General features: G+C 33.9%; 24 protein-coding genes. 9 read left to right on the top strand and 15 right to left on the bottom strand.

What is annotated here, in order from left to right; translation table 11 throughout:
- Positions 1 to 21: 21 nt before the first annotated feature.
- Entirely contained in the window at positions 22 to 504 is a 483-nt protein-coding gene (locus OLM57_RS13040; protein ID WP_264564130.1) for a hypothetical protein, read from the bottom strand.
- 280 nt (positions 505 to 784) lie between these two features.
- Between OLM57_RS13040 and OLM57_RS13045 the strand changes: the two genes are divergently transcribed.
- From OLM57_RS13045 to OLM57_RS13055, 3 genes are all read left to right on the top strand, one after another.
- Positions 785 to 1,204 carry a DUF1801 domain-containing protein gene (locus OLM57_RS13045; protein WP_264564131.1) on the top strand — a complete coding sequence of 140 codons (420 nt, stop codon included), beginning with the start codon at positions 785 to 787 and terminating at the stop codon, positions 1,202 to 1,204.
- Positions 1,205 to 1,338: 134 nt separating this feature from the next.
- The gene (locus OLM57_RS13050; RefSeq protein WP_264564132.1) at positions 1,339 to 3,672 is read left to right on the top strand and encodes an ATP-dependent helicase; all 2,334 of its coding nucleotides are present in this window, start codon (positions 1,339 to 1,341) and stop codon (positions 3,670 to 3,672) included.
- A gap of 73 nt (positions 3,673 to 3,745) precedes the next feature.
- A complete protein-coding gene (locus OLM57_RS13055) occupies positions 3,746 to 4,366 on the top strand; it encodes an L-threonylcarbamoyladenylate synthase (protein WP_264564133.1) in 621 nt (206 codons plus the stop codon).
- A 274-nt stretch (positions 4,367 to 4,640) separates the two neighbouring features.
- Here OLM57_RS13055 and OLM57_RS13060 read toward each other — a convergent pair whose 3' ends face one another.
- The 3 genes from OLM57_RS13060 to OLM57_RS13070 all read right to left on the bottom strand — a co-directional run bounded on the left by OLM57_RS13060 (position 4,641) and on the right by OLM57_RS13070 (position 7,021).
- On the bottom strand, positions 4,641 to 5,474 hold the full coding sequence (locus OLM57_RS13060; RefSeq protein WP_264564134.1) for a flagellar motor protein MotB: 834 nt from the start codon (positions 5,472 to 5,474) through the stop codon (positions 4,641 to 4,643).
- A 74-nt stretch (positions 5,475 to 5,548) separates the two neighbouring features.
- Complete coding sequence (locus OLM57_RS13065) at positions 5,549 to 6,541, bottom strand: glycosyltransferase family 2 protein (RefSeq protein ID WP_264564135.1); 993 nt, start codon at positions 6,539 to 6,541, stop codon at positions 5,549 to 5,551.
- Positions 6,542 to 7,021 carry a type I restriction enzyme HsdR N-terminal domain-containing protein gene (locus OLM57_RS13070; protein WP_264564136.1) on the bottom strand — a complete coding sequence of 160 codons (480 nt, stop codon included), beginning with the start codon at positions 7,019 to 7,021 and terminating at the stop codon, positions 6,542 to 6,544.
- An 84-nt stretch (positions 7,022 to 7,105) separates the two neighbouring features.
- Between OLM57_RS13070 and holA the strand changes: the two genes are divergently transcribed.
- From holA to ettA, 4 genes are all read left to right on the top strand, one after another.
- Positions 7,106 to 8,110: a DNA polymerase III subunit delta gene (gene holA, locus OLM57_RS13075; RefSeq protein WP_264564137.1), complete on the top strand. Its 1,005-nt coding sequence runs from the start codon at positions 7,106 to 7,108 to the stop codon at positions 8,108 to 8,110.
- Positions 8,111 to 8,185: 75 nt separating this feature from the next.
- Positions 8,186 to 10,141 (top strand): type I pullulanase, encoded by a 1,956-nt coding sequence (gene pulA, locus OLM57_RS13080; protein WP_264564138.1) that lies wholly within the window; start codon positions 8,186 to 8,188, stop codon positions 10,139 to 10,141.
- A 72-nt stretch (positions 10,142 to 10,213) separates the two neighbouring features.
- The gene (locus OLM57_RS13085; RefSeq protein WP_264564139.1) at positions 10,214 to 10,396 is read left to right on the top strand and encodes a CAL67264 family membrane protein; all 183 of its coding nucleotides are present in this window, start codon (positions 10,214 to 10,216) and stop codon (positions 10,394 to 10,396) included.
- Between the two features lie 50 nt (positions 10,397 to 10,446).
- Positions 10,447 to 12,138, top strand: coding sequence for an energy-dependent translational throttle protein EttA (ettA, locus tag OLM57_RS13090; RefSeq protein WP_264564140.1), 1,692 nt, complete (start codon positions 10,447 to 10,449; stop codon positions 12,136 to 12,138).
- Between the two features lie 273 nt (positions 12,139 to 12,411).
- Here ettA and OLM57_RS13095 read toward each other — a convergent pair whose 3' ends face one another.
- From OLM57_RS13095 to OLM57_RS13105, 3 genes are all read right to left on the bottom strand, one after another.
- Entirely contained in the window at positions 12,412 to 12,858 is a 447-nt protein-coding gene (locus tag OLM57_RS13095; protein ID WP_264564141.1) for a thiol-disulfide oxidoreductase DCC family protein, read from the bottom strand.
- A gap of 4 nt (positions 12,859 to 12,862) precedes the next feature.
- Positions 12,863 to 13,168: a GIY-YIG nuclease family protein gene (locus OLM57_RS13100; protein WP_264564142.1), complete on the bottom strand. Its 306-nt coding sequence runs from the start codon at positions 13,166 to 13,168 to the stop codon at positions 12,863 to 12,865.
- Positions 13,169 to 13,332: 164 nt separating this feature from the next.
- A complete protein-coding gene (locus OLM57_RS13105; RefSeq protein WP_264564143.1) occupies positions 13,333 to 15,498 on the bottom strand; it encodes an endonuclease MutS2 in 2,166 nt (721 codons plus the stop codon).
- A 181-nt stretch (positions 15,499 to 15,679) separates the two neighbouring features.
- Between OLM57_RS13105 and ung the strand changes: the two genes are divergently transcribed.
- Complete coding sequence (gene ung / locus OLM57_RS13110) at positions 15,680 to 16,357, top strand: uracil-DNA glycosylase (RefSeq protein WP_264564144.1); 678 nt, start codon at positions 15,680 to 15,682, stop codon at positions 16,355 to 16,357.
- A gap of 7 nt (positions 16,358 to 16,364) precedes the next feature.
- Here the strand turns inward: ung and OLM57_RS13115 are convergent, their stop codons facing one another.
- From OLM57_RS13115 to OLM57_RS13145, 7 genes are all read right to left on the bottom strand, one after another.
- Positions 16,365 to 17,297 (bottom strand): transglutaminase, encoded by a 933-nt coding sequence (locus OLM57_RS13115; protein WP_264564145.1) that lies wholly within the window; start codon positions 17,295 to 17,297, stop codon positions 16,365 to 16,367.
- A gap of 135 nt (positions 17,298 to 17,432) precedes the next feature.
- Positions 17,433 to 18,557, bottom strand: coding sequence for an SDR family oxidoreductase (locus tag OLM57_RS13120; RefSeq protein ID WP_264564146.1), 1,125 nt, complete (start codon positions 18,555 to 18,557; stop codon positions 17,433 to 17,435).
- A gap of 88 nt (positions 18,558 to 18,645) precedes the next feature.
- The gene (locus tag OLM57_RS13125) at positions 18,646 to 19,203 is read right to left on the bottom strand and encodes a hypothetical protein (RefSeq protein ID WP_264564147.1); all 558 of its coding nucleotides are present in this window, start codon (positions 19,201 to 19,203) and stop codon (positions 18,646 to 18,648) included.
- 74 nt (positions 19,204 to 19,277) lie between these two features.
- A complete protein-coding gene (locus tag OLM57_RS13130; RefSeq protein WP_264564148.1) occupies positions 19,278 to 19,538 on the bottom strand; it encodes a hypothetical protein in 261 nt (86 codons plus the stop codon).
- A gap of 10 nt (positions 19,539 to 19,548) precedes the next feature.
- Positions 19,549 to 20,418 carry a nucleoside phosphorylase gene (locus tag OLM57_RS13135; protein ID WP_264564149.1) on the bottom strand — a complete coding sequence of 290 codons (870 nt, stop codon included), beginning with the start codon at positions 20,416 to 20,418 and terminating at the stop codon, positions 19,549 to 19,551.
- A gap of 102 nt (positions 20,419 to 20,520) precedes the next feature.
- On the bottom strand, positions 20,521 to 20,850 hold the full coding sequence (locus OLM57_RS13140) for a translation initiation factor (RefSeq protein ID WP_264564150.1): 330 nt from the start codon (positions 20,848 to 20,850) through the stop codon (positions 20,521 to 20,523).
- A gap of 79 nt (positions 20,851 to 20,929) precedes the next feature.
- Positions 20,930 to 21,880, bottom strand: coding sequence for an isopenicillin N synthase family dioxygenase (locus tag OLM57_RS13145; RefSeq protein WP_264564151.1), 951 nt, complete (start codon positions 21,878 to 21,880; stop codon positions 20,930 to 20,932).
- Between the two features lie 170 nt (positions 21,881 to 22,050).
- Here OLM57_RS13145 and OLM57_RS13150 point away from each other — a divergent pair, with 170 nt between their 5' ends.
- The gene (locus OLM57_RS13150; RefSeq protein ID WP_264564152.1) at positions 22,051 to 24,027 is read left to right on the top strand and encodes a dehydrogenase E1 component subunit alpha/beta; all 1,977 of its coding nucleotides are present in this window, start codon (positions 22,051 to 22,053) and stop codon (positions 24,025 to 24,027) included.
- 75 nt (positions 24,028 to 24,102) lie between these two features.
- On the opposite strand, the gene OLM57_RS13155 is transcribed toward OLM57_RS13150, so the two are convergent.
- Positions 24,103 to 25,803: a putative transporter gene (locus tag OLM57_RS13155; protein ID WP_264564153.1), complete on the bottom strand. Its 1,701-nt coding sequence runs from the start codon at positions 25,801 to 25,803 to the stop codon at positions 24,103 to 24,105.
- Positions 25,804 to 25,973 lie beyond the last annotated feature (170 nt).

Here is a 25,973-nt window from a genome sequence, read left to right on the forward strand (position 1 = left end):
GAAGTATATTCAATTTGACTACTATTTTTCTACACAATCTACAGTTGTAAATTTATATTTAACACGATCAAAATCGATGGGTGTGCCTTTGGCAAAATAAGATCTCCCCAAATAGGTTTCAATTTTTCCACTGCCTAGAATGAGTTCATTCCCTTTTTTTAGCATTGCCATTGGATTTTTGAATGTTGTTTTAGTATTTGTTCCTTGAATAAATGAGTAATCAACAAATAATGTGTCACCATGAAATTCTCCAGCAATTTCCCCAGTCTTTTCGGGCATACCATCAATTTTCATTACCATATTTCCGGTTATTTTTCCAGTTTTTAAAGTATTGATTTTTAAATCAATTGTGTCATTTTCATACAACGCTTTGTAGCATGCTGCACTTACAGGTTTTTCGATTTCGACTTTGGTAGTTTCAACATCTTTTGGAATTTCACTCTTTTTACAGCTTTGGATTGCAACACTAGCCAATAACAAACAAAATAGGCCTAAGTTTTTCATAATAGTAAATTATTTAGTTAATAATTGTGGCTATAGCCATTGCTAATTTACGAATAAAATTGCGTGAATCAATACAGATTGGCTTATAATTATATAGCGATTATTAGAATAAAACATTACTATTAAAACTTATTTATTTACAGTCCTGAATTCAATATTTCTTTTAAATACAGAGTTTATACGAAAAAGATGTCCCAGTTTGACAGTGATAAACATTCATGAGTTCACAAAGTTTTTTTATCTTTAAAATGTTTAATTATAAATTGAAAAAAATATACTAATGAAAAAAAATAAAACAATTGAAACCGAAAATAGTGTTGTCGACTTTTTAGCCAGGATAAGTGAGAAAAAAAGACGTGAAGACTGTGCCTCATTAATCGCTTTGTTAAGCAAACTATCTGGATTTGAACCTAAAATGTGGGGAACAGCTATTGTTGGTTTTGGTATTTATAATTACAAATACGAAAGCGGATTTGAGGGTAATGCACCTCTTGTCGGGCTTGCCTCTAGAAAAAATGCTATTACGGTATATATCGCTTCTACTTTTGACGAGAAAGAAACGCTACTTTCTCAGCTAGGAAAGCATAAAACCAGTAAAGCATGCTTGTATATTCAAAAACTGGAAGATATTGATATTAGTATATTGAGTCAATTGGTACAAAGATCAATCGAGCGTATTAAGGAATTATATCCAAGTTGATGTTTTTTAAAGCTGTATTGCAATAGTTGATTTATTAAAAAGAAACTGTATTCTGAAAACTAAAATCTGAATTTCACTAAGGCTCGTTTATTCATTCTTAAATTCTTATTTTTGCATGAAACAGAACTTATTTCATGCAAAAGTATATAGAACAACTTAACGAGGCACAACGCGAACCGGTATTGCAAAAAGATGGTCCTATGATTATTATTGCAGGTGCGGGTTCGGGAAAAACTCGTGTGCTTACCATCAGAATTGCTTATTTGATGCACCAAGGTGTAGATGCATTTAGTATTTTATCACTTACGTTTACCAATAAGGCGGCGAGAGAGATGAAGAAACGTATTTCGGATATTGTAGGCGCCAGTGAAGCAAAAAATTTATGGATGGGGACTTTTCACTCGGTTTTTGCTCGAATTTTGCGCTCCGAAGCCGATAAGTTGGGTTATCCTTCAAATTTCACGATTTATGATTCTCAAGATTCTTTGCGCGCCATTTCTGGAATTATCAAGGAAATGCAATTGGATCGTGATGTTTACAAACCCAAGCAAGTGTTGAGTCGGATTTCGAATTTTAAGAACAGTTTGATTACCGTAAAAGCCTATTTTAATGATCCCGATTTGCAAGAGGCCGATGCGATGAGCAAAAAACCTAGAATGGGCGAAATTTATCAAAATTATGTAGACCGCTGTTTTAAATCGGGTGCAATGGATTTTGATGATTTATTATTAAAAACCAACGAATTACTGACTCGTTTTCCGGAAGTTTTGGCCAAATATCAAAACCGTTTTCGATATATTTTGGTAGATGAGTACCAGGATACAAACCATTCGCAGTATTTGATTGTTCGCGCTTTGTCTGATAAATTTCAAAATATTTGTGTGGTAGGCGACGATGCACAGAGTATTTATGCGTTTCGTGGTGCTAATATCAACAATATCTTGAATTTTCAGAAAGATTATGAAGGGGTAAAAACTTTTAGACTAGAACAAAATTACCGTTCGACCAAGAACATAGTCGAAGCAGCCAACACCATAATTGATAAAAATAAAGTAAAACTGGATAAAATTGTTTGGACGGCCAATGATTTTGGTCCAAAAATAAAAGTACACCGCAGTTTGACCGATAATGAAGAAGGGCGTTTTGTAGCAAGTACTATTTGGGAGCAAAAAATGAATCATCAATTGCACAATGGTGCTTTTGCGATTTTATACCGTACCAATGCACAATCTCGAGCTATGGAGGATGCGCTTCGAAAAAGAGATATTCCGTATCGAATTTATGGAGGATTGTCTTTTTACCAACGAAAAGAGGTAAAAGATGTTTTGTGTTATTTGCGATTGGTAATTAACCCAAAAGATGAGGAAGCTTTAGTACGCGTGATCAATTATCCGGCACGTGGAATTGGGAATACCACCATCGAAAAATTGACTATTGCGGCCAATCATTACAAACGTTCAATTTTTGAAGTGATGCAAAACATTGAGCGAATCGATTTGAAACTGAATTCAGGAACCAAGCATAAATTACTAGATTTTGTGACTATGATTCAGAGTTTTCAGGTGATTAATGAGAATCAAGATGCTTTTTACTTGACAGATCATGTAGCAAAAAAAACTGGTTTGATTCAGGAACTGAAGAAAGACGCTACTCCCGAGGGAATGGCTCGAATTCAGAATATAGAAGAGTTATTAAACGGGATAAAGGATTTTACAGAAGGCCAAAAAGAGATTGATGGTGCCCGTGGCGCATTGTCTGAATTTATGGAAGATGTCGCATTGGCAACTGATTTAGACAAGGATACTAGTGATGAAGATCGTGTGGCTTTGATGACAATTCACTTGGCCAAAGGACTAGAGTTTCCGCATGTATTTGTGGTGGGAATGGAAGAAGATTTGTTTCCTAGCGCTATGAGTATGAGTACCCGAAGCGAATTGGAAGAGGAACGTCGATTATTTTACGTAGCTTTAACACGTGCGGAGCATCAGGCCTATTTGACATATGCACAATCGCGATACCGTTGGGGAAAATTGACGGATAGTGAGCCCTCACGTTTTATTGAAGAAATTGACGGACAATACCTAGAATACCTAACACCAGCCGAAAATAATTACCGTTATAAGCCTACTATAGATAGTGATATTTTTGGAGATGTTGACAAATCAAAATTGCGATTGGCAAAACCAGTAGGAGGAAGCCCTCCAATTCCAGGAGGGGAAGTAAAACCCGATATAAATATTAGAAAACTAAAACCAGTTTCAGGAAGCAACCCATCATCTGTAGGAAGTGCTAATTTATTTGACAACAAACTGGTTGCAGGAAATGTAGTTATGCACGAACGTTTTGGCAAAGGTCAAGTTGTAAACCTAGAAGGTGTAGGCGCCGATAAAAAAGCAGAAATCAAGTTTGAAGTAGGTGGAATAAAAAAATTATTATTGCGTTTTGCTAAATTGGATATTATAGGGTAAATAAATGTTTAGAGTTTCAAGTTTTTAAAAAATGCAACTTTAAACTTTTTCAAACGTTAAACAAAAAATAAAAATGGCTCAAATTATAAAAATATATCCCGATAATCCTAATGAAGCGGCGATAGCCAAAGTAGTTAAGGTTTTGAGAGACGGTGGTTTGGTTATTTATCCAACGGATACCGTTTATGGACTGGGTTGCGATATCACCAATTCCCGTGCCCTTGAAAAAATTGCCAAAATAAAAGGAGTGAAGTTGGAGAAAGCCAATTTCTCATTTATTTGCCATGATTTGAGTAACTTATCCGATTATGTAAAGCAAATTGATACTTCTATATTTAAATTACTCAAAAGAGCACTCCCAGGCCCTTATACCTTTATTCTCCCAGGAAATAATAATTTACCAAAAGAATTTAAAAAGAAAACCACTGTAGGGATAAGGATTCCCGATAATTCTATAGCTTTAGAAATTGTTCGTCAATTGGGTAATCCTATTGTTTCAACTTCCATTCGAGATGAGGATGAAGTGATAGAATATACTACTGATCCAGAGCTTATTTTTGAGAAATGGCAAAATCTTGTGGACTTAGTTATCGATGGTGGTTATGGTGACAACATTGGGTCAACTATTATAGATTTGTCTGGTGACGATCCAATTGTTGTAAGAGAAGGTAAAGGAAGTTTGGATATTTTATAAAAAAGTATTAATTTTTTTATAAATTAATTGGAATACTGATAATAATGTACTTATTTAGTGAAATATTTAAAGTATGTAATTTATTTTTCAATAGCATTTAAAAGATGCCATTCTTAATTTATATTTAATTGGTTGTTAAAGAAGAAATTAGGGATGCATAAAGCAGGACTTCGGTTCTGCTTTTTTTTGTGCATATTTTTTTAAGATTAGATTTTTAATATTAAAAAAAAACGCCTCGAAATTCGAAGCGTTTTTTTGTAAAATTGAAAAAATATTATTTTGTTTGTTTTTTCATTTCTTTTTCAACCATTTCATAAAATTGGTCAATTTTTGGTAACACAACAATACGAGTTCTTCTGTTTTTTGCTTTGTTTTCTGGAGAGTCATTTGGAACTAATGGTACATACGAACTTCTTCCTGCAGCAATAAGTTGGGATGGATTTACTCCTAAATCACCAGATAAAACACGAATGATTGAAGTAGAACGTTTAACACTTAAATCCCAATTGTCAAGTAAATATTTATTTGGGATGTAAGGAACATCATCAGTATTTCCTTCGACCATACATTCAAAATCTGGTTTATCCTTAACAACTTTTGCAACTTTAGCTAATACTGCTTTTGCTTGGTCTGTTACTTCATAGCTGCCGCTTTTGAACAACAATTTATCTGCAATTTGTATAAACACAACTCCTTTTTCAACATTAATTTCTATATCAGGGTCAGAAATACCTACAGCACCTTTCAAGCTTGTTACAACTGCAAGTGTTACACTGTCTTTTTTGGTTAATGCATCTTGCATTCTGCTGATTTTTAAATCTTTTTCTTTGATTGACTCTAATGCTTTTTCGATATTTTCTGCTCCTTTAGTAGTAAGAACAGTCATATCTTTTGAAGTGTTTATTAGGTGCTGATTGGTTTCTTTTAAACCTGCAACAGTTGCAGTAAGACCTGCTTTTTCTTCTAAGCAAGAATTTAATTTTACCGTACAAGTATTTAATAAATCTTGAGTTTCTTTGTTTTTAGCTTCTAAAGCGGCGTACTCTTTTTTGGATACGCAGGATGTTAGCAAAGCTAAAGCCGATAGGGTAATCATTATTTTTTTCATAGAATGCAAAATTTAATTAAACGAGTGAATTACAAAGTTAGTTTTTAAATGTTAATTTTAAATGTAAATTATTGTTAAATTAAGTTACCAAAAATTGTGCCATTTTTAACATAATATCCATAAACGATGCTTTTTGTTTTAAAGTATATTTCAACTTGTTTTTTTTCTCTTTTTTTATAATTTTTTAAAAATAGCCTGTAAAAAGAAAAATGTGCCCGTATAATAGCCCAACAATGAATAAATTGACCTTCTATTATGAATTTTATTCCCGCGATTCCATCCAGCAGCATTCGGATTATAAGCACTTGAAAAAGAGTGTCTTGTGGTAAATTTTTGGTTAACATTAGCAATGAATTTCTAAAATTCAGATACGTTTTTTGAGGATTAGCTTGTTTCAAAGTGGCGCCTCCTACGTGATAAACTATTGATTCTGAGTTGTATTTTATTTTGTATCCTTTATTGATTGCTCTCCAACATAGATCAATTTCTTCCTGATGTGCAAAAAAATTTTCATCAAAACCGTTGAGTTCTTTATATACAGTACTTCTAATAAAAAAACAGGCTCCTGAAGCCCAAAATATTTCTGTTTTATCGTTATACTGACCGTTGTCTTTTTCTAAAGTGTCAAAAATGCGTCCGCGACAAAAAGGATATCCAAATTGATCTATGAATCCACCCGCTGCACCGGCGTATTCAAAATAGTCTTTTCGTTTAAAGTCTAATATCTTGGGTTGGATAATTGCCGTTTCGGGTTCAGATTCAAACGTTTCCAAAATGGGTTTCAGCCAATTCTCGGTAACTTCAATATCTGAATTTACCAATGCATAAATCTCGGCATCAATATGTTGTAAGGCATCATTGTAGCCGCCTGCAAAACCTTGATTGGTTTTGTTTCGAACGATTTTGATTGTTGGATAATTGTTCTTTACAAATGCTATCGATTCATCGGTTGATGCATTATCAGCAACATATATAGTTGCCTCGGGCGAATATTGAATTATGGAAGGCAAAAACTGTTCTAAAAGTTTTACTCCATTCCAATTCAGTATGACTACAGCTATTTTCATTTAGATTTTTAGATTGTTGGATTGTTGGATTGTTGGATTATTGTAATCGGGTAGTTCTTTCAAAAATTCATATTTTTCATTTTCGAAATCCATTAGGCAGAAATAATGATTTAGTCCATTGGTTACCATCAAAAATTCGGCTTCGAGAGTCATATTATATCTCGCAATTTGATCAAATGTGGCTTGAGCAATTTTTACTTCAGGCGCTTTGCATTCAATTAATATAAAAATTGTTCCATTTGGATTAAAAACCACAACGTCATAGCGTTTTCGCAAACCGTTGACCATTAAAACTTTTTCGACATTAATCAGGGACTTTGGGTATTTTTTTTCTTCCAATAAAAACTGAACAACATGTTGGCGAACCCATTCTTCTGGTGTGAGAATGATGAATTTTTTCCTGATTGCATCAAAAATAGATACTTTATTTTCGCTATTTTTGAAACGAAAAGGATAAGAAGGAAAATTGAGTTTTTGCATGTGGCAAAATTAGTTAATTTAGTTTAAAGTTTAAAGTTTCAGGTTTTCCTTAGAACTTTAAACTTTAAACCTGAAACATAAAATATGGACGAAGTTGTAAAAATTGTTAATGATATAAAAGCCGGAAACATTAAACCCATTTATTTTTTGATGGGAGAAGAGCCTTATTACATTGATAAATTATCAGAATATATAGAAAAAAATATCTTGTCAGAAGAAGAGAAAGGTTTCAATCAAACCGTTCTCTACGGTAGAGATGTGAGCATAGAAGATATTGTGTCTACAGCCAAACGGTATCCTATGATGGCTGATCGCCAAGTAGTTATTGTAAAAGAGGCCCAAGATTTGTCCCGTACGATTGACAAAATAGAAAGCTACGTAGAGAACCCAATGCCTTCAACGGTTTTGGTATTTTGCTACAAATATAAAACGTTGGACAAAAGAAAAAAAGTAACTAAGCTTTTGGCTAAAAACGGAATTGTTTACGAAAGTAAAAAACTGTATGAAAATCAAGTAGGTGATTGGATTAAACGCGTATTGGCAGGAAAAAAGTATACTATTGAACCCAAAGCATCTGCTATGCTGGTTGAATTTCTTGGAACCGATTTGAGTAAAATAAACAATGAACTCGAAAAATTACAAATTATATTGCCTGTCGGAAGTGTGATTTCGGCCAAAGACATCGAAGAGAATATAGGTTTCAGTAAAGATTACAATGTATTTGAATTGCGGAAAGCAATTGGGGAACGCAACCAACTCAAAGCCTATAAAATAGCAGAGAATTTTGCTCAAAATCCAAAAGACAATCCATTGGTAATGACAACGGGTTTGATTTTTGGATTTTTCATTCAATTATTGAAATACCACGGATTGAAGGATAAAAATCCAAAAAATGTGGCTTCAGTTCTGGGTGTAAATCCTTTTTTTCTAAAAGATTATGATGTTGCTGTAAAAAATTACCCGATGCGAAAAGTGAGTCAAATTGTTGCTTCCTTGCGAGAAACTGATGTAAAAAGTAAAGGAGTTGGCGCCAATAGTTTATCTCAAGCCGATTTACTCCGAGAGATGCTTTATAAAATATTCAACTAAAAGAATAGAATTATGTTTAATAAATGTGTAAGAATCAGTAGTGTCCTTTGTTTATTTTTTATTTCAACCCTTTGTATGGCGCAACTTTCAAAAACAAATTCCATTAAGTATCAATCTTTTGATGAATATCCAGTTTATCTAAAAGATGATTTGGGAGTTTTATATACATTAAATCAAACAACAGTAAAGCTTTGGAGCCCGAATGTTGAAGAAGCAAAAATAAATCTGTACAAGCAAGGTAGTGGTGGAGAAGCGTTTGATGTTCAAAATTTATTGTATGATAAAAAAACAGGAGTTTTGGAAATTATATTAAAAGGGAATTATCACAATACCTATTATACTTTACAAGTAAAAAATAATGGAATTTGGTCCAAAGAAATGCCAGATCCCTATGCAAAAGGAGTTGGCGTTAATGGTAATCGGGGTTTGATATTTGATTCGAAATTAACCAATCCATCCAACTGGAACACCGATAAACAACCTGTTTTGAAATCTATTTCGGATATCATTATTTATGAAGCGCATGTTCGTGATTTCTCAATAGACCCATCTTCGGGTATAAAAAATAAAGGAAAATTTCTCGGTCTAACAGAAAAAAACACCAAAAACACTTTTGGAGAAGCAACAGGATTGGATCATTTGAAGGAAATTGGAATTACCCATTTGCATTTGCTTCCGGTTTTTGATTATAAATCTGTTGATGAATCTACATTAGATAAAAATAATTACAATTGGGGATATGACCCTCAGAATTACAATTCTTTAGAAGGATCATATTCAACAAACCCTTTTGATGGATTAGTACGAATGAATGAGTACAAACAAATGGTTTTGGCTTTGCACGAAGCAAAAATTCGTTTGGTAATGGATGTCGTATATAGTCACACGAGTTCTACCGATATTTTTGATCAATTGGTTCCGGGTTATTATTATAGAAGTTGGCCTGACGGAAAACGTTCAGATGCAACAGCCTGCGGAAATGAATTTGCTTCAGACCGAATCATGGCCCGTCAATTTATGATAGAGTCCCTTAAATATTGGGTAAAACAATATCATATTGATGGATTTCGATTTGACTTAATGGCTGTTCATGATATAGAAACAATGAATATAATTTCGAAAGAATTAAGAAAATTAGATCCTACCATTTTTCTATATGGGGAAGGATGGACCGCTGGAGATTCTCCATTAATTATTGAAAAAAGAGCGTTGAAGAACAATGTAAAAAAATTGGATCAAATTGCTGTTTTTTCAGATGATATTCGAGACGGTGTAAAAGGACATTGGTCGAACGTAGAGGAAAAAGGATTCGTAAGCGGAAATCCGAATTATAAAGAAGTAATTCAATTTGGTATTGTAGCTTCTACTAATCATCCGCAAATAGAATATGACTTAAAAAGAAGTTATGCTCAATTCCCGTATGCTGACAGTCCGACAAAAGTGATTGGATATGTTTCCTGTCATGATAACAACACTTTGTACGACAAACTAAAAATTGCAAATCCAACAACTACAGAAGAAGAGTTGGTAAAAATGGATCGATTGGCGAATACTATCGTTTTGACATCACAAAGCATTCCTTTTTTGCAAATGGGAGTAGAGATGAAACGAACCAAATTGGGAGTAGAGAACTCTTATAAATCTCCAGACAGTATCAATAAAATTGATTGGAATTGGAAACACGAGAATAAGGAATTGGTGCAATATTATAAAAACCTGATTGCACTTAGGAATCATCATCCCGCTTTTAAAATGACATCTGAAAAGATGATTCAAGAGCATTTGGAGTTTTTGACATTAGATTCACCTTTATTGATTGGCTATACTTTGAAAAACAACGCAAACGGTGACAAATGGAGGAACATTAGAGTTTATTTTAATGGAGATGACAAAGCGATAACACAACCCATTGAGGGTTCTTGGAAATTAGTTTGTAATGGAGAAAGTATTGATGAAAAAGGAATAGACTCAATTCAGAATAAAACAATAGTAATACCGAGCAGAAGTGCCCTAATTTTGTATCAAGAATAACAAGGTTTTTATTCAAAATTATTCTAAAAAATCACGATATTTGCACTTCTTAAAAATTAAAATACCACAATTATGGGAATGAATAAAAATACTATTTTAGGATGGGCTACCTTTATAATGATACTCATGGGATTATTATTGATAGGATTAGGAGTTTTTAAATACAGAGACGTTTCAGGCTGGGGATTCGCAGCTGTTGGAATTGGTTTTTTTGCCAATGCGTGGGTATTTAGTTCTCTTAAGGGTAGGTTATAATATACATTTCAAACCAATAATTAATCACATATAAATTAAAACATTTAAACATGTCAGACGATAAGAAAGTAATTTTCTCAATGCAAAAATTGAGCAAAACCTATCAGGGAGCCGATAAACCTGTGCTTAAAAACATCTATTTGAGTTTCTTTTACGGAGCTAAAATTGGTATTCTGGGTCTAAATGGCTCTGGAAAATCTTCACTTTTGAAGATTATTGCAGGTGTCGATAAAAATTACCAGGGAGATGTTGTTTTTCAACCGGGTTATACCGTTGGGTATTTAGAACAAGAACCAATTCTTGATGATTCTAAAACCGTTATTGAAATCGTTCGTGAAGGGGTTGCAGAAACGATGGCCGTTTTGGAAGAATACAATAAAATCAACGATTTATTTGGCCTTCCAGAAAACTATGAAGATGCAGATAAAATGGATAAGCTAATGGACCGTCAAGCTGCTTTGCAGGACAAAATTGATGCTCTTGGCGCTTGGGAAATCGATACCAAACTGGAAATCGCCATGGATGCTTTGCGCACACCAGAAGGAGATACGCCTATTAAAAATCTTTCAGGAGGAGAGCGTCGTCGTGTAGCATTGTGTCGATTGTTATTACAACAACCCGATGTTTTACTTTTGGATGAGCCTACGAATCACTTAGATGCCGAAAGTGTACTTTGGTTAGAACAACATTTGGCTCAATATGCCGGAACTGTTATTGCGGTAACTCACGATAGATACTTTTTGGATAATGTTGCAGGTTGGATTTTGGAATTGGATAGAGGAGAAGGTATTCCGTGGAAAGGAAATTATTCTTCTTGGTTGGATCAAAAATCAAGCCGTATGGCATTGGAAGAAAAAGTAGCTTCAAAACGTAGAAAAACTTTAGAGCGTGAGTTAGACTGGGTTCGTCAAGGAGCCAAAGGTCGTCAAACCAAACAAAAAGCACGTTTGCAGAACTACGATAAACTTTTGAATGAAGACCAAAAACAATTGGATGAAAACTTGGAAATCTACATTCCAAATGGTCCACGTTTAGGAACCAATGTTATTGAAGCCAAGAATGTAGCGAAAGCTTTTGGGGATAAATTATTGTATGATAATTTGAATTTTACTTTACCACAAGCGGGAATTGTTGGAATTATCGGACCAAATGGTGCTGGTAAATCAACCATTTTCAAAATGATTATGGGAGAGCAAAAAACAGATAGTGGTGAATTCTTGGTTGGAGAAACCGTGAAAATTGCTTATGTAGATCAAGCACATTCGAATATTAACCCTGATAAATCCATTTGGGAAAATTTTGCCGATGGTCAGGAACTCATCATGATGGGCGGAAAACAAGTAAATTCAAGAGCTTATCTGTCAAGATTTAATTTTGGAGGAGGCGAGCAAAACAAGAAAGTATCCATGCTTTCGGGTGGAGAAAGAAACCGTTTGCACCTTGCGATGACATTGAAAGAAGAAGGAAACGTATTGTTGTTGGATGAGCCTACGAATGATTTGGATGTAAACACGCTTCGAGCACTTGAGGAAGGTCTAGAGAATTTTGCAGGATGCGCCGTAGTGATTTCACACGACAGATGGTTCTTGGACAGAATTTGTACACACATTCTGGCGTTTGAAGGAGATTCTGAAGTGTATTATTTTGAGGGTGGATTCTCTGATTATGAGGAAAACAAGAAAAAACGTTTGGGTGGTGATTTGACTCCAAAACGATTGAAATACAGAAAGTTAATTAGATAATAATTCAATTTTTATAAAAAGTAAAAGAGGATGTCCACAGAAAGGCATCCTCTTTTTTTAGACAAAAAAACTAATCATCTCTTTTTATTTGAATTTACAATCAATCTCACAGTTCCAATTAAACCAATAATTACCAATCCGAAAACAACTACCATTATAAACGCACCGTTTTCCTATGAGAAAGATAGACATCTAATAAAAATTAACTTTTTAGATGAGTCAAATTTATAACAACAATTTAGTTAAAGAAATGACATTTATCATGAAATCAAATTATTCTAAAAATTTTATTTTTAATTCGGGAGTTGGTATCATACAGCTTTCTTTTTTGCCATACCAATTGTATCGATTTTTGGCTATGTAATCGTAAATCCAGTTTCTTATTCCTGTTGGGATGATTTTAAAAATAATTCCCATTGGCAATAATCCGTCCAAATTTTTTGCAATTTGTATTGCTGCATCCGATTTGTAATAATAGGCTATTCCAGGTTCGTATAAAACAATACTGTCTATCTTGGCGAAATCAATTCCGATGTATTTTAAAATATCTAAACCCAAATCTGATTGCAATGGCACAAATCTAAAAACATCTTTTGTATCATGTTTGATGATAAACTGCACTGCCGAATTACATAGATTGCAAACGCCATCAAAGAGAATTATTTTTTTGTGCATTGCAGTCTTTGCGAGGTACGAAGCAATCTCACTATGTGTTTCCATTTTATTATTCAGTCATTATATTTTTAATATCTTCAAACAAATCTTTCCAAGTTGGATTAATTGAACGAATTAAATCATTTTTAGCTTTTCTTGAACCTGCCTTTATTTGTTTCTCTCTTGTTATTACATCTCCAATCAATTGAAATTGTTCATAATAAACTAATATATTTACATTATATCGAGCGGAAAACGAAGCAGGATATTTTTTCTCTTTATGTTCTAAAATTCTTTGTGGTAGATTTGAAGTAACACCAGTATAGTCAACTGTCTGATATTTATTAGTAATAATATAAACAAATCCTGGCTTCATGTTTTTTCAGATATTTTCGTTTGATCTGTTATTGAGTGGAACGAGGCAATCTTAGTTTGTATTTTTATATACAGTATTTGCTTATGCTAGTGTGGTTGCTTCGTTCCTCGCAATGACTTATTGTTGTCTATTAATATATTAAACTGAAATCTGCCAACTGAATACTATTTTTTTCCATGTTCAACAAATTCCAATTCATCCAAACTCACTTTTGACGTAAACACGCCATAATTTACAACAGCTTTATTTTTTTCAATTTTATCAATGCTTCCCACTGATTTTCCATCCAGCATACGCACGCGATCTCCAACTTTTAGAATGACATTGGGTTTTACAATTACAGGTTTTAATTTCTTCTCTTTCTTTTCTTTACGAATTTCCTCAACGACAACAGTAACTTCTTCAATAATTTTTTTTTTCTTCTGGATAATGGCTTTGGCCTCTTTGGGAGTGGCTTTTTTTCGTTTGGAGTTTTCTATTTCGATGATTTTCAAAAACTCGCCAATCAGGTCCTTCTTATTTTTATTGTTGAAATACTTTTCGGCAATATCCTCTATTTTTTGACCAATGTAAATCGTCTTTTGATTACTGTCATACAATTCCTGATAGCTTTCTAGTTTTTGTTTGATTTTGACATTGATATCTTCCATTTTCTTGCCTTCCTGACGCGCTTTGGTTTCTTCTTCTTTGAGCGTTTGAGAGGTTTTCTCCATTTTGGAACGTTCCTTTTGCAAGTTGGCAATTGTTTTATCAAAACGAACCTTTCCAACCTCAATTTTTTTCTTGGCTCGATTGATTAAGCTATAAGGTATTCCGTTTTTTAAGGCGACTTCAAAAGTAAAAGAGCTTCCTGCTTGTCCCAAAGCCAATTTGTACATCGGTTCTAATGACTTTTCGTCAAACAACATGTTGGCATTGGTAGCACAAGGGAGTTCATTAGCAAGAATTTTTAGATTCGAATAATGCGTGGTTATTAATCCAAATGCTTCACGATGATAGAATTCTTCTAGGAAAATTTCGGCCAAAGCACCTCCCAATTCCGGATCCGAACCTGTACCAAATTCATCAATAAGGAACATGGTTTTCTTGTTGCACTTTTTCAAAAAGTAGTTCATGTTCTTAAGGCGGTAACTATAAGTACTTAGATGGTTTTCAATAGATTGGTTGTCTCCAATGTCTGTCAGTATTCTGTCAAACAGAAACGTTTCACTGCGCTCGTGCACAGGAATCAACATACCCGATTGCAACATCAATTGTAACAAACCAACCGTTTTCATCGAGATAGTTTTACCTCCGGCATTAGGTCCCGAAATAACTATTATTCTGTTTTCCTGACTCAATTCGATAGTTTGCGGATGGGTAACTTCCTTTTTCTGTTTATTGTTCAAATACAAAATAGGATGATAAGCATCTCTAAAATAAAGACGGCGTTCCTCGGTAATCGTTGGCAGAATTCCGTTGATTTTATTGGCGTATTTAGCTTTGGCTGCAATCACATCAATATCGCTCAGGAAATCCTGATACTGAATCAACAAAGGCAAAAAAGGACGAACCGCATTTGACAATTGCTTTAGGATTCTGGTAATTTCCTCTTTTTCCTCGTATTCTAAATTACTGAGTTCACGGGAATATTTAAGCGTATTTTCAGGCTCAATGTAAGCAATGCTCCCTGTTTTGGAACTTCCCAGAATAGAACCTTTTACTTTTCGTCTGTACATGGCTAATACAGCCAAAACACGGCGATTTTGTACAAAACTCTCTTTTATATCGTCCAGATATCCCAAACTATTGTATTGTGTCAAAGCCGAGCCAAAACTTTGATTGACTTTTCCTCGAACCAAATTCATTTCACGTCTTATTTCCAGTAGTCTGGGAGAAGCATTATCTTTTATTTCACCATATTTATCAACCACGGCGTCTACGAGCGTGATAATTTCTTTGGTGAGTTGAATTCCGGAACTTTTGGCACAAAGATTCGGATAATAATCATTGAATTTATTTAAAAAGTTCAAAAGAACATTCGTTGTTTCGGATATTGTGGCAATTTTTCTAAATCCACCCACTTCGAGAAAACTGTCTTCGATGGCGAGAAATTTTATTTCGTAAGTGATGGCATCGAAGCCATGATTGGGAATAGCATTGTTGTTTTGGAATGAAGAGACATATTCTGAGGTTTGCAGCAATGAGGCCATCAAAGACTCTTTATCTCTAAAAGGGATTATCTCAAACGCTTTTTGTTTCCCAATATCGGTATTGCAAATTTCGGAAATCGTTTCGAGAACCGTAGGAAATTGTAAATCTTGAAGTGTTTTTTCGGTAATGGAGATCATTATTATGCTTTAATTTTTCAATACAAAAATAAGACTATTTTAAGAAAGAAACATAGGGTTATTTAACGGAGATTCGCAGAGAAAAAACCGTAGAGTTTCACTAAGAAACATAACGTTTTGTTTTGTTAATTTTGCGAATATCTTTCAAATCTTCGTGTATCTTTGTGAAATAACTTTTGATATGCAAATCAACTTAAGTACTTCCTGGCAAACAATTTTAACTGATGAAATAGAGAAACCTTATTTTCATGAATTAATGGAAACTGTTGAACAAGAATATCAAAATTCTATTTGTTTTCCTCCAAAAGAGTTGATTTTTTCGGCTTTTAATACTTGTTCTTTTGAAGATGTAAAAGTGGTTATTATCGGTCAAGATCCTTATCATGGCGATGGGGAAGCCAATGGTTTGTCCTTTTCGGTAAATGATTCGGTTAAAATTCCTCCATCATTGCGCAATATTTTCAGAGAAATAAATACCGATTTCGATTCTATTTTTATGCCGACTTCCGGTAATTTGGAATTTTGGGCAAATCAAGGGGTTTTGCTTTTAAATGCTTCATTAACGGTTCGAAAAGATAACCCGAATAGCCATAAACGTCTCAAGTGGAATTTGTTTACAGATGCTGTTATTCAAAAGATATCCGATGAAAAAGAGAATGTAGTTTTTATGCTTTGGGGAAGTTTTGCACAAAAAAAAGGAGCTAAAATTGATAGACAAAAACATCTGATTTTAGAATCAGGGCATCCTTCGCCCATGAGTGCCAATCAGGGAAAATGGTTTGGCAATAAACATTTCAGTAAAGCTAATATGTATTTAGAAAAAAATAATATAAAACCAATTGATTGGTTGCCAGTATAGTTATAATTTACTCCAATGTCAGCGCACCCAAAATTTCCTCGGAAAGAAATGGCCCTCCCGGATATTTTGCAGTATAATCAAGGTTTAGCCACACTTGGTTGTGTTCGTCAATGTGGTAATTGATTTGTTTGTTTCGGCTTTCCTCGGCAAATAATACATTTTTGATTAGAAAATTTGCTTTTTCAAGGTCTTTCATACTTCCTATTAAAATTTCGGGATAAATATGTCCTTTGGTATGAATCAGTCTCGGAGTGCCGCCAATTGATCGTATAGCGGCGGCCATCAAAATGGAATGATCATCACAGTCGCCCGAAAAATAGAGTAAGGATTCATGGGCTGTGGCGATGTAATCTCCGTTTTTGGGATCGTTTACATAATTCCAACGACTGTTTATTTCTTTGAATACGGCAAAACACTGTATTAGGTTTCGATACTCATAATATCCCTTTATATTTTTAAAATGCTTAGTTGTAGCCATAATGGCAAAATTTCGCACTTTTGGATTCTCGTATTCGATTGCTTTTAAAATTTCATCTTTATTGGGAAATGGTAGTAATTTGGCAATTATAATATCCTGTGGATAAGGATTATTATTCATGGTGTACAACATCGAATTATAATCATCAAAAACCGAATTGAAGCTAAAATTACCAAATAAACTTCCATAAATAAGCACCAATAAATAGAGTGCCAAACAAACAATAATTATGGTTCTTAAGGTATATAAAGCATAATGAACAACTGTCAAAACAATAATAAAAAGCAATATGCGATCCAAATTAAAATACCAATTTGGATTGATTAAATTTTGATGAAGTACTATAAATAATGGAATCGTAATTAGGATACTTAAAAAAAAGATAACAAAACTATCCCAAGGTTTTTTCAACTGAAACTTGGACTTTACGATGTTAAAATTAGTTTTATTAAGTTGTATCATAATACCCAAAAGTAGGGACTTGTATTGCTTTTTGTAAAAGTACTTTTTTTTTAAGAGTTTCTAAGATTCTTAGTGGCTAAGTTTCTTTTTTTTTAGTCTTAGAAACTAAGAATCTTAGTGACTTAGTAAGTTTACTTAAACATTAATATCCTTAAAATCATTCAAAATGGCATAACGTATCATATTGGTAAATGCTTCACTGTCTAATTTTGGAATTTCAAGAATTGAGTTTAGTAAAGTGGTATCGTATTCGTTGGGATTGGTAATAAAATAAGGCTTTAAATGTTTACCAATGCTTTCATAATACAATTTTTCGATGTTGTTTTTATACTTGAAATCAAGAGGATTTTTTATTAAAGTAAAATTAGTATAACCCACTTCTTTCATAATCAATTGCAAGCCTTTTACAATATTGAAGCTTTTGTCGTTTACAATATTCAATTGCTCGATGTCATCTCGTTCGAAAGTATTTACAATCACTCTGGCTACATAATCGACCGGAATAATATTTAGTCCAGTTTCTTCATTAATGATAAAACGAACATTTTCCTGTTCGCCTTTTCGTTGTGAAGTAAAGTGAAAGAATTTGGCCAAAAGATAAAAAACCATGTATTTTGGAATGAAATAAGGGCTTTCGGTTCCCAACATTTTGCCTCCAATAACGCTCGGTCTTAAAATCTGGAATGGCAATCCCAATCTTTTGCATTCTTTGGCTATGAAATTCTCAGAATGGAATTTGGCATCCTCATAAGCGTTACGATGCTCTGGAGTGAAATCTAGATTATGAAAATCATTGTCAATCAATCCACCTCGGATTCCGGATGAAAATTCGGTCCCGATGTAAATGAATTTTTTGATAAAAGGATGAAATGTTTTGAATAGCGATTTGGTTATTTTGGCATTTTCGTCAAAAATTTTCTCTTTTAAGTTTTCATCAGTAGATAAATTAACGTAACCTGCGGAGTGGATAAAGTAAGCTCCTTTAATTTTTTCGGAAAAAGTATCCTTAAGATTCGCCAAATCCGAATCGATGATTTCTATGAATTGATGCAGCTTTTCTAAACCTCTTTTTTGTAAAAGTAAAGGAGTATAATCGCTAGTCAAAAGCTCATTAATACGGTCAAAAGCACTAACTTTCCCTTTGTTTCTCGCAATAATGAAAAGCTTTCCGTTTTTGTTTTCGTTGATAAAAAGCTCCAGAATGTCATACATAATATGCGATCCTAAAACACCAGTAGCTCCTGTAAGTATTATTTTCATTGACAAATTTTTCAAACCGTAAAGATAGTTTTAAAAAAAGGAATGTGGATGTTAAAAAAAAGACTTAAAAAGGAACTTTGTTTTTATTCTATTGAGACAAAAAAACAATACATTGCTCACGAATAGCCCACAATTGGTCGAAAGTACTTGTAGCATTTGAATTGGATAACCATTTTTTGAAAAAATTTTGATGATATTCAATTTTGAATTTTCCCACTTGAAAAGGTTCAATTTCAATTTCTTCCAATAGATCTTTTTCTATTTTTGCAAAATTCGATTTAGGAGTAGTACAGTCAATTCGAATGTTATTAATTTTCAAATAACAATGGGCTTCTGGTATGAAATCAATGTTATTGTCGGTTAAGATTTTGCCAATCTTGGTATTGGTTTCGTTCATTTTATAAATTCCAATAATGAGTTTGACGTTTGGAATTGAATTTTGATTGGCGACTTCTTTTAGAAATGCGTGTTTGGAACTGCAAGTTCCTTTGTTTTCTTTTAAAACCAAAGACAAATCGTTACGATTGGTATTTCGACCGTAGGGAATATTTTTTACATAAATCAATAAATCTTCCCAAGTATCAATTCCTAAATTTTGAATTTGTTGGGTTAATGTATCCGAAGATGTGAAAACTATTTTAGTCATTTATACTGCCTTTAAATCTCAAGCAACAATTCTGAAACCATTGGGGTCTAACTACTCTTAAAAAACATATTTTTTTATTTATAATTTTCCATTAATACTATTGTTAAAATAAAAACAATCACTCCCAAAAAAAGGTTTTTGTTTTGACCAGTAAAGCCATTTTTATCAATTTTATTATTTTGATTGTATATGTAATATTCTAAATCTGCTGAGTATTTTTTAATATATAAAATATTATAAGCTAGAAAAAGTAACCATCTTGTGATAGCTCCAATCCCTAAAAAAAATCTTTTTTGGATTCCAAAAATAAAATGCAGTATTAAATGTATTATCATAATTGGAAACCTATTTACTCAACTTCTCCAAAGTATATTCTATCAATTCATCCACCGCCTTGTAAGGATCGCTGCTGAAAGTTCCATTGGCACGATTGGCAATAATGGCATTTAGTGACAGCGCCTGATGTCCCAAAAGTGCGGAAAGCCCATAAATGGCTGAAGTTTCCATCTCGAGATTGGTAATTCTTGTTCCATTAAAAAGGAAATTATCCATTTTGGAATTTAATATAGGGTCTTGAATATTTAAACGCAAAACACGTCCTTGAGGTCCATAAAAACCACCTGCAGTTGCCGTGATTCCTTTGTGCATTTTTTCGCTTTCTATTCTTTTTTCTAATACCGAAGAACAAGGAATAACAACAGGTCTTCCTTTTCGCAAGTCCCAATTGGTGTGTTCAATAAATGCATCTTCCATTTCAAGATTTGAAACAGCATCAACCAAATAGGAGCGAAGCATATTGTCGAGTCCCAAACCAAATTGAGCCATCACAAAACTATCCACGGGGATATTTGCGTGCAAAGAACCCGAAGTTCCTATTCGGATAATATTTAAGGAAGTCAGTTTTTCTTTTGGTTTTCTGGTTTCCAAATCAATATTGACAAGCGCATCCAGCTCATTGATGACAATATCTATATTATCAGGGCCAATTCCAGTAGACATCACCGTTAGACGCTTGCCTTTATAAATTCCTGTTTGGGTTTTGAATTCTCTTTTTTGGGTAGAAAATTCAATGGAATCAAAATGTTTGGTGATTTTTGCCACTCGATCTTGATCACCCACAAAAATAATATCGTGAGCGATATGTTCGGGTTTCAAATTAAGGTGATACACACTCCCGTCAGGATTGAGTATTAATTCAGATTGTTGAATAGCCATTATTTGTTTAAAGTTTGATTTTTATTTAAAGTTAATTTTTTGTTTAAAGTTTAAAGTTGTTCAACGGTTCAACAACTTTAAACTTTAAACCCTAAACTTTTTCTATCCTCCAACACGTTTTACCTTAAACCCTTTTTCTTTTAAAATGCTCATTATTTTATCACGATAATCACCTTGAATAATAATAGAATCATCTTTGAAAGTCCCGCCAACACTCAGTTTGGTTTTGATTTCTTTGGCCAGGATTTTAAAATCCTCGTCGGTTCCTTCGTACCCCTCAATGATAGTGGTCGCTTTGCCTTTTCTTTTTTCGAATTTGCAAATCATAGGTTCTTTTTGAACGTATAATTCGTGTGGTTCTTTTTCAATTAACTCCTCGGGAGCCATTTCATGGTCTGGAAAAAGATTCTTCAATTGGTCTTGTAAATCCATATTTTTCAAATTATAAAAAACCAAAAGCCAAATTCCAAAAGTGTATCATTGGAATTTGGCTCTTCAGCTTTTTGGAATTTTATTTCTTAATTAAACCTAGATCAACTAGGCGCTCGTATAAATAATCCCCAGCAGTAATATCCTCGAATTTTTTAGGATTTTCGGCATCTATACAGTTTTCTAAACAGTTTAACTTCATGTCACTAACCGGGTGCATAAAAAATGGAATAGAATAACGTGAAGTTCCCCATAATTCTCTAGGCGGATTAACCACTTGATGAATCGTAGATTTCAGTTTGTTATTGGTATGGCGAGATAGCATATCACCTACATTTATTACCAATTCATCTGGTTCTGCTACTGCATCGATCCAATCGCCATTATGGTTTTGAACTTGTAATCCTTTACCTTGCGCACCCATCAATAGAGTAATCAAGTTGATGTCACCATGAGCTGCTGCACGAATCGCATTCTCAGGCTCTGATGTAATAGGAGGATAGTGAATAGGTCTTAGGATTGAATTCCCGTCTTTGGCGTATTCGTCAAAATAAAATTCATCCAATCCAAGATGCAATGCCAAAGCTCTCAATACATAAACACCTGTTTTTTCAAGCATTTGGTAAGCTTCTTTACCAACAACATTAAAACGTGGTAATTCTTTTACCTCAACATTTTCTGGATATTCTGAAGCATATTTGGAATCTTCGTCCACATACTGCCCAAAATGCCAAAATTCTTTCAAATCCCCTTCTTTACGACCTTTGGCATGTTCTTTTCCAAAAGAAACATAACCTCTTTGTCCACCAATTCCAGGAATTTCATAGCTGTGTTTGGTTTCTAATGGCAAGGAAAAGAAATTCCTGATTTCGCCATACAATTCATCAACTAATTGATCGTTTAAAAAATGCCCTTTGAGCGCTACGAAGCCAATATCTTCGAATGCACTTCCGATTTCATTTACAAATTTTTGTTTACGTTTCGGGTCGTCCGAAAGGAAATCACGCAAGTCAACACTAGGAATGTTTTGCATATTAAGTCTGTATTTAATACTTTAGAAGTTTTAAACTTCTAAAGCACAAAGATAAAAAATAAAACAGAGAACTCTTTTCAATAATTATTCATAATTTAAAATATTATAACAATTAGACTAAAAACTGTTATATTTATTTATCTTTGAGTTGTATCAATAAACCCCAAAAAATGAATTTCGATAAAAAAAATCTATCCAACGATACTTTATTAGATCTATATAAAAGAATGCTAAAACCGAGATTGGTAGAGGAAAAAATGCTAATCCTGATCAGACAGGGAAAAGTATCCAAATGGTTTTCTGGTATAGGGCAGGAAGCCATTTCTGTAGGTATTACAGCTGCTTTAGATAAAGATGAATATATTTTACCAATGCACCGCAACTTAGGTGTATTTACAGGAAGAGACATTCCATTACATCGACTATTTTCTCAATGGCAAGGCAAAGCCAATGGATTTACCAAAGGAAGAGACCGAAGTTTTCATTTTGGTACGCAAGAATATAAAATCATTGGAATGATTTCGCATCTGGGACCTCAACTGGGTGTTGCTGATGGAATAGCATTGGCCAATAAATTACAGAAAAACGGAAAAGTAACTGCTGTTTTTACCGGTGAAGGCGCCACTAGCGAAGGCGATTTTCATGAAGCTTTGAATATAGCAGCGGTCTGGGATTTGCCTGTTTTTTTTATAATTGAAAATAACGGATATGGTTTATCTACTCCTACCAATGAACAATACCGTTGCGAAAACCTTGCCGACAAAGGAATAGGTTACGGAATCGAAAGCCACATCGTTGACGGGAATAATATATTGGACGTTTTTAATTTAATTACCGAATTAAAAGCATCGATGACTGAAAATCCACGGCCAATTTTATTGGAATTCAAAACATTCCGAATGCGCGGACATGAAGAGGCGAGTGGCACCAAATATGTTCCTCAGGAATTAATGGATTTATGGGCCGCAAAAGACCCTGTGGATAATTACAGAAGTTATTTATACCAAAATGATATTCTTACCAAAGAACATGATGACGAAATACAACATGAAATCAAAAAAGATATAGATGAAAGTTGGGCTATAGCCAATGCCGAACCAGAAATTGTACCCACTTATGAGGGGGAATTAAATGATGTTTACCAGCCGTATATTCATGAAGAGTTTCATCCGAATTCGGAAACAGAAAATATTCGTTTTATAGACGCTATTTCGAGTAGCTTGCGCCAATCAATGGTTCGACATGAAAAATCGGTTATCATGGGACAAGACATTGCCGAATATGGTGGCGCTTTCAAAATAACGGATGGTTTTGTGGCGCAATTTGGTAAAGACCGTGTTCGAAATACACCCATTTGCGAAAGCGCCGTAGTTTCGACAGCGATGGGATTGTCCATTAATGGTTATAAAGCCATCGTCGAAATGCAATTTGCTGATTTTGTGTCCACCGGATTTAATCCAATTGTGAATTTATTGGCCAAATCTCATTACCGTTGGTTGGAGAAAGCCGATATTGTCGTTCGAATGCCCTGCGGCGGAGGAACACAAGCAGGGCCTTTTCATTCCCAAACCAATGAAGCCTGGTTTACTAAAACTCCAGGTTTAAAGGTTGTTTATCCAGCCTTTCCTTATGATGTCAAAGGTTTGCTGAATGCTTCGATAAATGACCCGAATCCTGTTTTATTCTTCGAACACAAACAATTGTACCGAAGCATGTCACAAAATGTACCCACAAACTATTATACTATTCCATTGGGGAAAGCGGCCTTACTCAAAGAAGGAGACGATGTCACGATTATTTCTTTTGGAGCAGCGGTACATTGGGCTTTGGAAACTTTAGACAAAAATCCAGAAATAGAAGCAGATGTGTTGGACTTAAGAACCCTCCAACCTTTGGATACGGAAGCAATTTACACCTCGGTCAAAAAGACAGGAAAAGTGATTGTTTATCAAGAAGATTCTATGTTTGGCGGAATTGCCAGCGATATTTCAGCATTGATAATGGAAAATTGTTTTGAATATCTGGATGCGCCCGTAAAACGTGTTGCCAGTTTGGATTCCCCAATTCCATTTACAAAAGCATTGGAAGATCAATATTTGCCGAAAGGCCGATTTGAAATAGAATTGAAAGCGCTTTTGGAGTATTAATTAAGAAACTATAAATTGAAAAACAAAAAGGATGTCTAATTGCAGACATCCTTTTTTATAGAAATGAAATAAAAATCAACTCGCAAAGAGCAAAATAAGCAATTGTGCCACCAATATTCTACTGATTGTTACCAACGGATAAACCGTTGCATACGATTGATTAGGAATATCAGAATCCAAATATTTGGTACTAAAAGCCAATGCAGCAGGATCGGTATAAGAGCCGCTCATAATTCCTACCATTTGATAAAAATTAAGTTTAAATACAAATCGACTTATTAATACCAATAGTGTCAAAGGGATAAAAGTAATGTAGCAACCGTAATAAATCCACATCCATCCGTCATTTGCTATAAAATTGTCATAGAAACCATGACCTGCTTTAATTCCGACTGCAGCAAAGAACAAACAAATCCCGAAATCTTTCATGAAATGTATTGCTCCGTTATTGATATATGAGTGAATTACTCCAACACCACCGTATCTACTAATGAATAATGCGGCCAAAAGCGGTCCGGCAGCCAATCCTAATTTTAAAGGAACGGGCAAAGAAGGAATCATAATTGGAATTGAACCAATGATAACCCCAAAAATCAAGCCTCCGAAAAGAGAAAGGAAATCGGGTTCCAAAAGTATTTTTTTTGAATTTCCTATAATGTTTTCAGCTTCTTCGATGGCTTCTTTACTACCTACTACCAATAAAGTATCACCATAATAAAGTTCCAATGTAGGCTGTGCTAAAATTTCTAATCCAGAACGAACTACACGAGTCACTTTTAAACCAAATTGATTGTACAAATCCAATTGTGCGAGCGTTTTGTGCGTAGCGGTTTTTTTAGTTACACTTAGTATTTTTGTTGTAACATCGTCTTCAGATTCGATAAATAAATCGGTGGATACTTTTCCAGCAATATCGATAAATTTATTAATGTCTTTTTGTTTGGCCACCACCATCAAAACGTCTTTGTCTTTTATTATAGAATCTAACGAAGGGGAAAACACCACCTTGGTTCCGCTTTGTTTTTGTCTGGATATAATTACGTCTTCAATGTGGAATTCCTTAAATACCTGTCTAATTGTTTTTCCTACTATATTTGGTTGTGTAACTCTACATTTTTGACGAACTATTTTATTTTCTGAGTCTTTATTTTTTTTATTAAGCAAAATAACTTCATTAGATAAGTCTATTTTCAAAAAGTTTTTGGCTAATATTATAATGAGTATAATTCCAAAAACTCCAATAGGATAAGTGATAGCATAAGCAATGGCAGGATCTGAAAAGTGATCAGCAGGAAGATTCAATTGTTTTTGAATTTCAATCAAAGTCGATTTGGCAGCTCCTAATCCTGGAGTATTTGTAACCGAACCCGACATTAATCCAACAGCATTTTCAACTTTTACATTAGCAAATAAATGGATTAAATAGGCAATAATACCACCTAAGAAAACAGTTCCAACACCTAATGCATTAAAAATAAGCCCTTCTTTTTTGAAAGAAGAAAAGAAAGTAGGACCAACTTGAATACCGATACCGTATACAAAAAGAATTAAACCAAATTCTCGAACGAATTGAATTAATTCCGGTTCCATACTAAAACCTAAGTGACCTAAAAATAGGCCAACAAACATAACTGCGGATACACCGAGTGATACACTGCCTATTTTGAGTTTTCCTGCAAAAAAACCTACGCTAATAGCCAAAAATAATACAATTAATGACTGTGTCATATCCGGCGTTTCTGTCGGAGTAAACAATATTTTAAACCATTCGAACATAATTTTATAATATTTAGTTGTAAATAATAGTGTAAATGAATTAAATAATTTGTTATTTTTATATGATAAAAATCAGTTTTGTATGATTTTGTTTTCTAATAATCAAATTGTTACCACAATAAATAAAGATCTATAAAAAACCTGTAACCCCTTGTAATACACCATGAAAG

It is taken from the genome of Flavobacterium sp. N3904, assembly GCF_025947305.1.
Taxonomy (GTDB): domain Bacteria; phylum Bacteroidota; class Bacteroidia; order Flavobacteriales; family Flavobacteriaceae; genus Flavobacterium.

Coding starts and splice junctions, on each gene's coding strand:
- OLM57_RS13040 (WP_264564130.1), bottom strand. CDS start 504: ATGAAAAACTTAGGCCTATTTTGTTTGTTATTGGCTAGTGTTGCAATC.
- OLM57_RS13045 (WP_264564131.1), top strand. CDS start 785: ATGAAAAAAAATAAAACAATTGAAACCGAAAATAGTGTTGTCGACTTT.
- OLM57_RS13050 (WP_264564132.1), top strand. CDS start 1,339: ATGCAAAAGTATATAGAACAACTTAACGAGGCACAACGCGAACCGGTA.
- OLM57_RS13055 (WP_264564133.1), top strand. CDS start 3,746: ATGGCTCAAATTATAAAAATATATCCCGATAATCCTAATGAAGCGGCG.
- OLM57_RS13060 (WP_264564134.1), bottom strand. CDS start 5,474: ATGAAAAAAATAATGATTACCCTATCGGCTTTAGCTTTGCTAACATCC.
- OLM57_RS13065 (WP_264564135.1), bottom strand. CDS start 6,541: ATGAAAATAGCTGTAGTCATACTGAATTGGAATGGAGTAAAACTTTTA.
- OLM57_RS13070 (WP_264564136.1), bottom strand. CDS start 7,021: ATGCAAAAACTCAATTTTCCTTCTTATCCTTTTCGTTTCAAAAATAGC.
- holA (WP_264564137.1), top strand. CDS start 7,106: ATGGACGAAGTTGTAAAAATTGTTAATGATATAAAAGCCGGAAACATT.
- pulA (WP_264564138.1), top strand. CDS start 8,186: ATGGCGCAACTTTCAAAAACAAATTCCATTAAGTATCAATCTTTTGAT.
- OLM57_RS13085 (WP_264564139.1), top strand. CDS start 10,214: ATGGGAATGAATAAAAATACTATTTTAGGATGGGCTACCTTTATAATG.
- ettA (WP_264564140.1), top strand. CDS start 10,447: ATGTCAGACGATAAGAAAGTAATTTTCTCAATGCAAAAATTGAGCAAA.
- OLM57_RS13095 (WP_264564141.1), bottom strand. CDS start 12,858: ATGGAAACACATAGTGAGATTGCTTCGTACCTCGCAAAGACTGCAATG.
- OLM57_RS13100 (WP_264564142.1), bottom strand. CDS start 13,168: ATGAAGCCAGGATTTGTTTATATTATTACTAATAAATATCAGACAGTT.
- OLM57_RS13105 (WP_264564143.1), bottom strand. CDS start 15,498: ATGATCTCCATTACCGAAAAAACACTTCAAGATTTACAATTTCCTACG.
- ung (WP_264564144.1), top strand. CDS start 15,680: ATGCAAATCAACTTAAGTACTTCCTGGCAAACAATTTTAACTGATGAA.
- OLM57_RS13115 (WP_264564145.1), bottom strand. CDS start 17,297: ATGATACAACTTAATAAAACTAATTTTAACATCGTAAAGTCCAAGTTT.
- OLM57_RS13120 (WP_264564146.1), bottom strand. CDS start 18,557: ATGAAAATAATACTTACAGGAGCTACTGGTGTTTTAGGATCGCATATT.
- OLM57_RS13125 (WP_264564147.1), bottom strand. CDS start 19,203: ATGACTAAAATAGTTTTCACATCTTCGGATACATTAACCCAACAAATT.
- OLM57_RS13130 (WP_264564148.1), bottom strand. CDS start 19,538: ATGATAATACATTTAATACTGCATTTTATTTTTGGAATCCAAAAAAGA.
- OLM57_RS13135 (WP_264564149.1), bottom strand. CDS start 20,418: ATGGCTATTCAACAATCTGAATTAATACTCAATCCTGACGGGAGTGTG.
- OLM57_RS13140 (WP_264564150.1), bottom strand. CDS start 20,850: ATGGATTTACAAGACCAATTGAAGAATCTTTTTCCAGACCATGAAATG.
- OLM57_RS13145 (WP_264564151.1), bottom strand. CDS start 21,880: ATGCAAAACATTCCTAGTGTTGACTTGCGTGATTTCCTTTCGGACGAC.
- OLM57_RS13150 (WP_264564152.1), top strand. CDS start 22,051: ATGAATTTCGATAAAAAAAATCTATCCAACGATACTTTATTAGATCTA.
- OLM57_RS13155 (WP_264564153.1), bottom strand. CDS start 25,803: ATGTTCGAATGGTTTAAAATATTGTTTACTCCGACAGAAACGCCGGAT.